Raw genomic sequence first — 11,508 nt, forward strand, 5'->3', positions numbered from 1 at the left:
CGGGCTAGCGCAGGGTCCGCGGGCGACGCCTGCGGAAGTTGAGGGTCTGCGGCGCCACCCGGTGCTGCAGACCGGCGTCGAGCGTCGCGATGCTCCACGCCCAGTCGAGGTCACCTGGCTGCGCGTCGGCACCGAGCGCGGCGAACGGTACGGCGCGGTAGATCGACGCGGCCGCGAAGGCCAACGCGTCCCAGCAGTTGCCGAGGCGCACCGCAGCCGGGTCGAAGCCGGGCTCGGTCTGGTCGGGCGGGAAGTAGAGTTCGCGACCCTGCTCGTAGAACCAGTGGACCTCCGGGTGCACGATCGTGTGCGCCGGCGAGGCCTGGGCGACCGCATGGGCCTCGACGAGCCAGTTCTCCGACCAGAGAGCGCCGCCGTCGAGCATCGCGACGTAGGTGCCCTTCGCCACCGACACTGCGTAGTTGAGCGCGGTGCCGGGATCGACGCCCCCGATGTGCTCGACCCGTGCGCCGTGCTCCTCGGCCGCTCCGACCGCCAACCGGGTCGCCGGCGTGGCGTGGGCGAGGACCACGACGACCTCGACGTCGAGGCCCTGCTGGCGCGCGGCACCGGCCGCGTCGATCGCGCTGTGCAGCGCGATGCCGGCCCGCGGCCCCTCCTCGCTGACCACGAGCACGGCCGAGATGTCGATGGTCACGCCTGTGCCCCCTCGCCCAGGATCCGACGCAGCGCGGCGCGGTAGTGGTCCATCGTGAAGTCACGGTGCACCTGGTCGCGCAGCACCGCGGCCTTGCGGGCGGCCCCCGCAGGGTCGGCGAGCAGCGCCCGGATCTCGGCCACGTAGGCCGCCGGGTCATCGACGGCGGCGACGAGATAACCGGTCGCCGGCTTGATCACCTCCGGCACGCCGCCGACGGCGCTCGCGACGATCGGGAGCCCGCTCTGGGCGCCCTCCAGGACGACGTTGGGGATGCCGTCCCACGCCGAGGTGTAGAGCAGCAGGTCGACGTCGTCGAGCGGGAGCTGCGCGAAACCGTCGTAGACGCCCATCAGCCGGGTGTTGGCGGGGAGGTCGGCGGGGTCGAGATCGACGTCGGCGAGCACCGGCTTGCCCCACGCCTGGATCTCGACCTCGGGCATCAGCCGCGCGATCTCGACCACGAGGTCGAAACGCTTCTGCCGGTCGAACCGCCCGGCCCACAGCACGCGGACGGGCTCCCCCGCTGCCCGACGTCGCTCGAGGACCCCTGTCGCGTCGGCCTCGACCGTCGCCAGCGGCGTCCGCAGGAAGTGGAGGCGGTCGCGCGTGGCGGGCGGCATCAGGTAGCGCTCGACGAGCTCGGTGCGCAGCCGCTGGCTGTCGAAGAGGACCCACGACAGGTGCTCGAGGCTCTGCTGGAGGGGTCCGACCGGGAAGCCGTAGCGGTGACCGTGCTCGTCGACCTCCCACGTGAACAGGTAGGCCCCGAGATCAGCGACCTTGGCCAGCTCACGGCCGGCCTCGGCGAAGAGCTGCCAGCCGAGGAGGCTGTTGACCACGATGATCCGTCGCGGACGCAACCGGCGGAGGAACCCGTCGAGCAGGTCACGGCGCGCGGGCTGGGCCAGCCCCACCATCCGGTGGGCGAGGTCGACCACGGGGACCCCGTCGGGGAAGAGCCCGGGGCGCTCGAAGACGGGGAGGTCGGTCGCGACGACCGCGACGCTGCCCTCGCCGTTGATGGCGCTGAGGGCGGCGGTGAGCTCACCCGCGACGCGGGCCGCGCCGCTCATCCGGCAGTGCGGCACCAGCACGACGGTGTCGACGACATCGAGGCTACGGTCGCGGCGCGCGGCCGCGAGCTCTCCGGCCATCCGGGTGCCGAGGTGGGCGTGCGGTGGCGCGATCGACGGCAGCTCGACGCGGAGCGGTGCGTGCACGCCGGGCTCGAGCTCGGCAGCCTTCGCGATCTGCTCCTGCATCGCCGCGCTCTGCACCCGCTCGCGCTTCGCCAGTACGGCGATCACCCCGGCCTCGAGCCAGCTCGACTGCCGCAGGTCGTGCTCGTCGGCGCGGTGCAGCAGCTCCGGCAGGAGCAGCGGGTCCTGGCGGTGCACGGCGTCGTCGTCGGGACCTCCGCCGTGGTGACGCCCGGCGGGACTCGGGACCCACTGCGGCTGGTAGCAACCCCGGGTCAGGAAGTGGTGGAAGATCCAGCGCGGGTGGGTGCGCAGCGCCGGGTGGTGCTCGAGGTACCAGGCGTCGTCGAAGAGCGGGGTCGGCACGACCTGCTTGTCCCAGCCGACCTGCAACCAGTGCAGGAACGGCACCTCGCCGTCGGGCACGGTCAGGCCGTCCGCGGCCAGTCGGTCGGCGTAGGTCTGCGGGTGGAAGAAGGCGCAGACCCGCAGGCCCTTCGCGGCACCGACGGTGAGGTAGTGGTCCGCGATCGCATCGATGTCGGGCGCCGGGCCCAGCGCTGCTCGCTCCTCGGCCGTCAGCTGGGCGAGGTAGAGGCGCGGGTGAACGCACCAGCGCAGCCGCTCGGCGACCTCGGGGCCCAGTCCCCGCTGCGACGCACCGGTCGCGCGAGAGGTCCGACGGACTCGCGCCGCCACGTGCCGCACTCGACTCACGCCGTCTCCGACGCCTTCCCGACACGCGCGAGGTCGTGCACCCGGTCGATGGCCATGGCCGGCAGCTTGCGCACGATCGAGCGGCGGTTGCTGCTCTCCTGGCCGAGCGAGGCGTCCCGCCGCCGCTTGAAGATGATCGTGTCGCGCACCAGCACGTGCTCCCACCCGGCGGCCATCGACTCGATGGAGAACTGCCAGTCCTGGAAGGACAGCCCGTTGGGGATGTCGCGGGAGACGTAGGGGATCGCCACGTGGGCCTCGCGGGGCGTCAGGCACAGCGAGTCGTGGTAGTTGCGGAGGTAGGCGAACCACGGGGTGAAGAGCGGCGAGGACTGGTCGATGTGCACCAGGACCGAGTTGCCGCCGTCGAACATCACGTTGAGCTCGGGGTGCGCGATCACGCGCCTGCCGTCGCGGGCGGCGGCGTCGAGGACGGCGATGCCCTCGACCAGCCAGTTCTCGCTGAAGAGGTCGTCGGCGTCGAGGAAGGCGATGTAGCGCCCGGTCGACCGGGTGACGGCAGCGTTGCGGACGCGGCCGAGGTCGGCCTCCTGGAAGTCCCAGCGGTCCCAGTGGTCGTAGCGCTGCTGGTCGAAGTATTCACGCGTCTCGTCGGTGGCCCCGTCGAGCGCGATCACCGTCTCCACGACGTAGCCGTGCGCACGAGCCGCCTCGATGGCGAGGTCGGCGGAGCGCATCGTGGGGCCGCAGACCACCGTCTCGCTGTGGGCGGTGACGATGACCGAGACGTCGGGCGTGACCGACTCAGTCATCGGCGTCGCCCTGCAGCAGTCGACGCGCGAGGTCCGCGAGCACGGCGTCGTCGGCGACCGACCGGATGCGCTCGGCGACGACCTTCGGGAGCCCGTAGTCCTCGATGAGGCGGTCCTCGGTCTCGTCGGTGTCGACGAAGACGCCATCGACGTGCTCGACGTGGCGGTAGAAGTAGCGCGTCGAGGTGCCGACCTCGTGACCGAGAGGGCCGGGGCGGAGCGCGCCGAACCCGAGGTAGATCCGCTCCGAGGCGCGCAGCGCCTTGCCGTACGGCGTCAGCGCATCGAGGAACAGCCGGGACCCGATCCCGACGATCGCGTCGGCGCACAGCGAGCGCAGCAGCTCGACGAGCACCTGCTGGGCCATCAGCGGGCCTAGCCCGGCAGCGGTGACCGCGAAGTCGACGCGTCGTACGCCCGCCGGCGCTTCGCCCTCGGGTGCCTCGGCCGCCGTGGTCACGACCACGATCTCGCTCGGGTCGACCTCGGCGCGGAGCGCCTCGATCACCCGGACGACGAGTCCGTTGTCGGCGTGACCGACGACGAGGACGACGCGAGCCCGCGCGAAGCCGAGCGCCTTCTGGCTGCTGTGGAGCGCGCCGAGCTGGTCGGCGACGACGAGCCACGGGACTGGCATCATCCGCGGTCGCGCGACCTCGGGCCACAGCTCGCCGATCAGCGGCTCGACCTCGGTCGCCTTCGCGAACATCTCCCCCAGCTTGCCGTGGTGCAGGCGTCGGTGGACGTCGCTGCGCCGCTCGGCCAGGTGCTCGACGACCTCCTCGGTGGAGATGCCCAGCACGTCGGCGAGCTTCTCGATGCCCATCACGGGCTCGGCGATCTCCCCGGCGGCACGACCGTCACGGAGCCACGCGGTGTAGGGGTTGACCTCGGAGTCCCGACGCTCGGGGTGACGCTTGAGGTAGGAGTCGGTGGAGAAGTTGGGATCGGGCGTGAGCTTCACGCCCGCGCCGAGGCGCAGGAAGTGCCGCACCGGGTCGATCTCCGGGTTGTCCATCACCCCGGGCGCCTGGAGCAGGTAGTGCGCGATGTCGAAGTTGTCGCGGACCAGGTCGTAGTCAGGGTCCTGGCCGCGGGGTGGCTGACGACCGACGGCCGCAGCGACGCGCTCGTCGAAGTCTTTCCCCAGGTTGGTGGGGATCAGCGTGGGCTGCGGGTCGTCGGACGTCGCGCGAGCGGCGCCGTCGTCGTACGTCCCGAGGCGATCGTTGCGGCGCCGCAAGCGGCGTCGGATGCGACCGTACGCAGCTTCTGTCATGGGCGTGCCGTGTGCTGGGCCCTGTGATTCACGAACCACTCCCAGGTCTGGCGGATGCCGACATCGAGGGGGGTCACGGGGTCGAACCCCATGCCCTCCCGGGCCTTGTCGATGTCGCACCACGTGTACCGCACCTCTCCAGTGCGGAAGTCCTCGTAGCGTACGTCGAGGTCAAGGCCCGTCGCGTCACGCATCAGCTCGAGCAGCTCATTGACGGTGGTCGGCTTGCCGCTGCCGAGCTGGAAGGCGCCGACCGCGTCGCTGTCGACCGCCACCCGGATGCCCTCGACGAGGTCTCCGACGTAGAGGAAGTCGCGCGCCTGGCTGCCGTCGCCGTAGACCACCAGCTCCTCGCCGGCGATGATCTGCTTGAAGAAGTGAGCGACCACCGAGCCCTTGTGATAGCTCCGCGGCCCGTAGACGTTGGAGAACCGCAGCGAGCAGGTCGAGATGCCGTAGGCACCGGCGTAGGCGCTGAGGTAGCCCTCCATCATCAGCTTCGAGGCGCCGTAGGGCGATGTCGGCTGTGCGGCCATCCGCTCATGGACCGGCGGCGGCACGTCGCCGACGATCGCGCCACCGGTCGAGGCGGCCACGACCCGGCCGACGCCCAGCTCGCGGCAGCCCTCGAGCACGTTGAACGTGCCGATCACGTTGTTGTCGAAGTTGTGGGCCGGGTTGACGATGCTGTCGATCACCCGGGTGTGGGCCGCCAGATGGACGACAGCGTCCTGACCTTCGAGCGCGCGGCGCACAGCGTCGCGATCGCGCAGGTCCCCCTCCACGAAACGGACCCGGTCGAGGTCGAGGTGACTGCGATCGCCGAGGGACTCGTTGTCGAGCACCGTGACGTCGTAGACGCCATCACGCGTGAGGCGATCAGCCAGGTGGACACCAATGAAGCCGGCGCCCCCGGTGATGAGCACGCGCTTCATTGTCCGAACCCCTTCTGTCAACAGGCAGCGGGACACCTTAACAACCGGTGCAGGACCACACGCTAACGACCAGACAGGGCGGAACGCGAGGATTCGGCAAAGTTCAGGACAGGATCATCCGCTCGGATGAACCGGTCAGATGCCCGGCTCGGAGCCGAGATGGGTGAGGAAGGAGCGTCGGAGGTCGTCCGAACGCTCCGCACTCATGACCTTGGTGAGCCTGCGGCGCGGCTGGTCGCCCTGCGGATCGAGCCCCTGGGACCGGGCGTGGGCGAGGAGGCGCGCGGTGGTCGACCCGGCCCGCTCGGTGAGCTCCTCGTAGGTCAGCGTGAGCGCGAGGTCACCATGAGCTGCGACGACGGCCTGCAGCGTCCTCCGGTCGCGGCAGGCGGCCAGCAGCTCCCCCATGATCGCCTCGTTGATGTCGACGTCGTCCAGCGGGCGCTCCCCGTCGGCGCGGAACGCCTTGCTGGTGGAGTGGTAGACACCGGTCGCCTCGGCGACGGCGCGCGAGATCGCCACGTCGAGGGCGTTGCGGACGAGGACGACCACGCAGAGGTGGTCGAAGTGGCCGCTCGCCCAGGTCACGACGGACGACACCGCGTCGGCGCTCGACTGCGGCCGCACGCCCGTGAGCGCCTCCGCGACGGGACGGGCCTGCTGCACCATGAGCTTGACCGCGCCGACCCCGGGGGCGGACTCCTGGACACTCTCGGCGAGGCGCTCCAGGACGGCCGCCTCGGCGGCCTCAGGCGTCGGCGCCGACCGGGCGACGCCCTCGAAACCGCGGAGGTACTCCCGCGGCGAGCCGAGCCCGCCCAGGCTGGCGATGTCGCGGCACAGCAACGTGGAGCCGGTACGCGGCGCGGAGATCACCAGCGTCAGCGCGTCCACGCGCGACCGCCGTCCGACTCACGCTCGGCGATCGTGCGCACGGCTGTGCGCACCTCGGCGGAGAGGTCCGCGACCGTCATCAGCTCCTCCAGGTGTGCCCCGTCGATGTGTTGGTCCTCGGTGACGCGGCTGCGGCGACGGGCGGCCGTGAAGAGTTCGGTGTCGTCGAACCACGCCCGGGCCACCGCTGCGTTGGGCGCGTCCCACTGCGCCATAAAGCGATCGAGCTGAGCCTCCGAGAGCGTGAGCTGGTCGCCCGTCGAGCGACCTTCGAGCTGGACCACCAGGTCACGGTGGTCGACCACCCCGACAGCAGCACCCTGAGCGACCAGGTGGAGGTTGTAGAGGCGCAGGAACTCGACGCTCGTGGCGTCGAGGCTCTGGTTGCGCAGCCTCCCGTGCTGCAGACCCGTCGGGTCGATCCCCGCAGCGTGCAGGAAGTCGGCTTCGAGCTCTCCGTCGACGAACCGGGGGCTCTCGAAGCGGCGCACCGTCATGGAGTCCGGCTGCAGCGCCGAGCGCAGCTCGTCGAGCCGACGCTGGTAGTCGTAGGGATAGCCCGGTTCCTCGGCGAAGTCGGCAAGCCGTCGGGTCTCCCCTACCTTGACCTGCTGCTGGTAGTAGCTGACCAGGTGGTCGTCCTGGCGCCGCACGTAGGCGATGAGATGGACCGGCCCGAAGTGCGCTGCCAGGAAGTCCCGCATCCGCTCCAGCCCCGCATCGGGGAGCGTGTAGATCGCCTCGTCGGAGAAGACGACCGTGTGCGGGTGGGCTTCGGCGACCTCGTCGAGGAGGCGCCGGTGGAACCGGCGACGGAACCGGGGAGGCGTGCTCGCCCGCATCTGGTGCCAGGCGGGCATCGCGTCGTATTCGTCGTCGGAGCGGAAGGACAGCGCGAGCTTGAGGTGCCGCGCCCGGCCCGGCGAGCGCGGGTAGAGGACGCCGCGATCGGCAAGGGCGCCCCGGTTGAGCCGGAAGAAGCTCTGGATCGACGTCGTGCCGGTCTTGCCTGAGCCGACATGGAGGACGACGGCAGGCTTGTCGCTGGGGGGCGGCATGGCGGTCATCCAACCACGCCGCCCGCCAGCGAAGGACGCGAGTGTCGGGCTAGGACGATCAGCTAGAGGCTCGTCATCGCATAGCCGAGCCGTGCCTCTTTGCGCCCGCCGTCGCAGCCGATGCTGGTCGAGGCGTAGTGGCGCTTGTTGGCCAGGCAGCGATAGACCGGCACGCTCGCCGTGAAGGTCGCGGTCGGGTGGATGTAGCCGACACGACGGTAGGGCTGCCACCCGCGCTTGCACTTCTTGGCGTAGAGCGCGTGGTCGCCGCGTCGCGTGCAGTCCAGGACCTGCTTCCACCCGTCGACCGGGTGCGCGAGCAGGTAGCCGGTCCCACCCTTGCGCTTGAACGACTTGGGTTCGGGCGCCTCGGTCGAGGACCAGCGCTGACCCTTTCCGTTGCGGTAGGTCGTCAGCTCGACACGGTTGAACGCACCGCTGCCGGGAACGATCGTGACCTTGCGCCGGAAGAGGAACCGGTCGGTGAACTTGTCGCCAGGGAAAAGCTTCACGTAGTAGACGTAGAACGTGCTGCCCGTGCAGCAGCTCTGCCCCTCGGCACCGGCGATCGACGGGTAGGCGTAGAGCTGGCGGGACTTCTTGTTGCGGATGTTGCCGCCCCACTGGTCGACGTACTTGTCCGTGGAGGTCGACACGAGCGGATAGGTGTCGACCCAGCCGTCCCAGCGGCGCACCTGGCCGTCGCTGTCGATGAGCGCGTCCTGCATCCGTTCGTCAGCGGTCGCGCCCGCGCCGATCGGCGACGCGAACAGCCGGAATCCCTGCCGCCCCGAGGCATCGAACCCGAGCCATCGGTTGAGCGAGCTGTTCCAGACGATGTGGCGAGCCTTCTCGCTGATGCCGCCGATCGGCGTCGAGTGGCCGCCGATGCCCGCCTCGTCGAAGGCGCAGTAGGCCGGGTGACCGATGGACGCCGGGTGGCAGTACCACTTCTTCCACGCGCCCGGCATGCCGTCGCTGGTGACCGCGGCGCGGGCGATGTGCACACCGGCCGGCCCGGGCTGGGTGCCGTGGTTGGTCTCGAAGAACATGTAGTAGAAGCTGCCGACCTTCACGACGCGACCGTTGCCGGCGTTGGTCCGGCCGCTGGTGGACGTCGCGTTGACGCCGGTGAGCACCACGTTGTTGGGGTAGCTGGGCCGACGCCAGGTCAGGCCGCCGTTGGTCGTCTCCGCCATCGCCATCCGCCACACCGTCGTGTTGGCGTAGTGGTCGCAGTCGTCCTCGCCCGGACCCGTGCCCTCGGCGTGGTAGAAGGCGATCCAGTGGCGTCGGGTGATCTTCTGGAAGGAGCCGACCATCCACGCGCCGCAGTCGTCGAACCTGCCCGGCAGTCCGCGGTCCAAGATGATCCGCGAGCTGGTCAGGCGCTTGTTGCCGTTGGCCTTCCACTCGATCGTCCGGCTGGTGCCGAAGTAGCCGTAGAGCTTGCCCCGGCGCGTCTCGGAGAAGTACGGGTTGTCTCCCTGCCCGGTGGGGCCGATCAACCGCTGCTCGGGGCCGAGCTGGACGGCGAAGTCCAGGGCGTCAGCCCGGGCCACCGCGTCCGTGGGCGCGACGGTCGCCACAACCGCTTCTCCGGCCTCGGGCTGCAGCAGGGTCGCCGAGAGCGTCGCCGCGACAACGGCGGCGATCCCGAGCTTCCAACGCGAGCGGCGAGGGACGGTGTTCATGGCATGCGGCAGCATCGACTTCTTTTCCTCCCTCGGGGCACCAGTCCTGGTGCCCCCAAACCCAGCAGCAGTCTAGATCACCTCCTTCAGCACGCCGAACCGAAACCACACGACTGGCGCGATCTCTTTCGCGGGGCTGTGGTTTCATGACGGCGTGCCGGACCCATCAGCCGACGAGGTCGTCCTGCACCTCGGCGCAGGGAAGACGGGCACGTCGTCACTGCAATACCTCATGGCCGCCCATCGCGATGTCCTCGCCAAGCACGGGACGCTCTATCCGCAGACCCCGGGCAAGGCACGCCACACCCGTCTGGGGCTCTACGCCAAGTCCGACGAGGATCTGGTCCGCACCGCCGCGTGGCGCCGGATGGGCAGCCCCGAGCCGCAGCGGTTCCGCCGCCGATTCCGCCGGCGCCTGCTGGAGGAGGTGAGCCACGCGGGCGCTCGCAGGGTGCTCTTCTCCGACGAGGCCCTCCTCGGTATCGACGAGGACGCCATCGGACGCCTGCGCGACCTGGTCCGTGCCGTCGGCGACGACGTCCGGGTCGTCGTCTACCTGCGACGCCAAGACGAGCGGCTGGTGAGCCGCTATCAGCAAGAGGTGAAGACCGGGCGCACGACGACCCTCGCAGAGTGGGCACCCGGCTACGGCACCCGGATCCACGACTACCACCGCCTGCTCACGACCTGGCGCACCGCTCTGGAGCCGACGGCGATGGTCGTACGGCGCTTCGAGCCCAGCTCGTTCCTCGGCGGCAACCTCTACGACGACTTCCTCGACGCCGTCGGCGCCGGACTGTCGTCCGAGCGACTGACGGTGCCCGAGCTCCGCAACGAGAGCCTCGACGCGGAGGGCGTCGAGCTCCTGCGGCTCCTGAACCTCTACCGCGTCGAGCACGAAGGGGCCGAGCCGCGCTACATCGACAACAGTGCGGTCGTCGACCTGCTGCGCCAACGGCCGCCAGGACCGATGCTGACCCTGCCCGACGACGTCCTGGACCGCGAGATGGAGCGCTGGGAGGCCTCCAACCGCGCGACCGCGACGGAGTTCATCGGAGACGCCGAAGGGGTGCTCTTCCGCGAGCCCCGACGCGCGAGCCAGGCCACGACCACCGAGCAGCGGCTCGACCCCGACCGGCTCGACCACCTGGCCGACATCGCCGGGCTCGCCGACATCCGCGACCCGCTGCGGGAGATCGCCGAGCGCGAGGCTGCGAAGGGGCATCCCGTTGCCTGACCCGACCGACGTCATCTTGCACATCGGCACCGGCAAGACCGGGACCACGACCATCCAGCACCTGATGCGCCTGAGCCGAGCGGCGCTCGCCGAGGTCGGCGTGCTCTACCCCACGAGCCCCGGTCCCGTCAGGCACACCAAGTTCGGCCTGTCGTTCCGCACCGACGACGACCTGGAGAAGATGCCCGCCTGGCGTCGGATGAAGGCACAGTCGCCGGAGAAGTTCCGCCGGCGAGTGCAGCGTCGTCTCCTCGCCGAGATCGCCGAGGCCGCCCTCCCCCGCGTGCTGTTCTCCGACGAGGCGCTCTACGGCTTCTCCGGCGTGCCGCTCGAGCGGCTGCGCGACTTCACCGACGGCCTCGGTGGCCAGGTGCGGATCGTGGTCTACCTCCGGCGCCAGGACGACCACCTGATCAGCTACTACCAGCAGCAGGTCAAGGTCGGCGAGACCAGCCGACTGGCCGACTGGTCGACGCGCGACCGCTCCTCGACCTACGACTACGCGCGACGGCTGGCGCACTGGCGGACGGAGATGAACCACGCCGCTCTCGTGGTCCGCCGCTTCGAACCGCGGGCCTTCCTGGACGGCTCGCTCGAGGCCGACTTCCTGGCGGCTGCGGGCATCGAGGGCGTCCCGGCCACGCCGGTCGAACGGCGCAACGAGAGCCTCGATGCCGAGGCGGTCGAGTTCCTCCGCGTCTACAACCTCTACCTCGCCGAGCACCAAGGCCAGACCGGGCAGTCCGTCGAAAGGCACGCGCTCGTCAACCGGCTCGTCGACCGGCTCGGTGAGCACCCCGCCGGTCCCGCGCTGACGTTGCCGCCCGCGCTGCTCGACACCTTCATGGAGACGTGGGAGGCGACCAACCGGACCGTCGCGCGGGAGCACTTCGGCGACGACCTCCTCTTCAGCGACGACCGGCGGTCCGCGCGCACCACGGACGAGCAGATGCTGGACCCCGATCGCATCGACCACTACTGCGAGCTCGCAGAGCTCCCCGCCGGGGCGCGAGACGACCTGCACCGCATCGCCGTCCGCGAGGCCGCCCGCAGCTGACCGC

The 11,508-nt window shown here is 70.5% G+C and carries 10 protein-coding genes; 2 read left to right on the forward strand and 8 right to left on the reverse strand.

The window, feature by feature from the left end; genetic code table 11:
- Positions 1-4: 4 nt before the first annotated feature.
- The 8 genes from F0U44_RS22965 to F0U44_RS08400 form a co-directional block, all read right to left on the reverse strand.
- A complete protein-coding gene (locus F0U44_RS22965) occupies positions 5-658 on the reverse strand; it encodes a glycosyltransferase family A protein (protein WP_188113393.1) in 654 nt (217 codons plus the stop codon).
- A complete protein-coding gene (locus F0U44_RS08375) occupies positions 655-2,577 on the reverse strand; it encodes a glycosyltransferase family 4 protein (RefSeq protein ID WP_149727856.1) in 1,923 nt (640 codons plus the stop codon). The genes F0U44_RS22965 and F0U44_RS08375 overlap by 4 nt, the downstream gene beginning before the upstream one ends.
- A complete protein-coding gene (locus F0U44_RS08380; protein ID WP_188113394.1) occupies positions 2,574-3,350 on the reverse strand; it encodes a glycosyltransferase family 2 protein in 777 nt (258 codons plus the stop codon). Before F0U44_RS08380 ends, F0U44_RS08375 begins: the two co-directional genes overlap by 4 nt.
- Positions 3,343-4,629: a hypothetical protein gene (locus F0U44_RS22970; protein ID WP_188113395.1), complete on the reverse strand. Its 1,287-nt coding sequence runs from the start codon at positions 4,627-4,629 to the stop codon at positions 3,343-3,345. Before F0U44_RS22970 ends, F0U44_RS08380 begins: the two co-directional genes overlap by 8 nt.
- A complete protein-coding gene (locus F0U44_RS08385) occupies positions 4,626-5,564 on the reverse strand; it encodes an NAD-dependent epimerase/dehydratase family protein (RefSeq protein WP_149727858.1) in 939 nt (312 codons plus the stop codon). Before F0U44_RS08385 ends, F0U44_RS22970 begins: the two co-directional genes overlap by 4 nt.
- Positions 5,565-5,699: 135 nt before the next feature.
- Positions 5,700-6,458 carry a Stf0 family sulfotransferase gene (locus F0U44_RS08390; protein WP_149727859.1) on the reverse strand — a complete coding sequence of 253 codons (759 nt, stop codon included), beginning with the start codon at positions 6,456-6,458 and terminating at the stop codon, positions 5,700-5,702.
- Positions 6,446-7,516 (reverse strand): hypothetical protein, encoded by a 1,071-nt coding sequence (locus F0U44_RS08395; protein WP_149727860.1) that lies wholly within the window; start codon positions 7,514-7,516, stop codon positions 6,446-6,448. Before F0U44_RS08395 ends, F0U44_RS08390 begins: the two co-directional genes overlap by 13 nt.
- A 62-nt stretch (positions 7,517-7,578) precedes the next feature.
- Positions 7,579-9,210 carry a hypothetical protein gene (locus F0U44_RS08400; protein WP_149727861.1) on the reverse strand — a complete coding sequence of 544 codons (1,632 nt, stop codon included), beginning with the start codon at positions 9,208-9,210 and terminating at the stop codon, positions 7,579-7,581.
- Between the two features lie 154 nt (positions 9,211-9,364).
- Between F0U44_RS08400 and F0U44_RS08405 the strand changes: the two genes are divergently transcribed.
- A complete protein-coding gene (locus tag F0U44_RS08405; RefSeq protein ID WP_149727862.1) occupies positions 9,365-10,447 on the forward strand; it encodes a hypothetical protein in 1,083 nt (360 codons plus the stop codon).
- Positions 10,440-11,504 carry a hypothetical protein gene (locus F0U44_RS08410; protein ID WP_149727863.1) on the forward strand — a complete coding sequence of 355 codons (1,065 nt, stop codon included), beginning with the start codon at positions 10,440-10,442 and terminating at the stop codon, positions 11,502-11,504. The genes F0U44_RS08405 and F0U44_RS08410 overlap by 8 nt, the downstream gene beginning before the upstream one ends.
- The last annotated feature ends 4 nt before the right edge of the window (positions 11,505-11,508 follow it).

Source organism: Nocardioides humilatus (assembly GCF_008373755.1).
Lineage (GTDB): Bacteria > Actinomycetota > Actinomycetes > Propionibacteriales > Nocardioidaceae > Nocardioides > Nocardioides humilatus.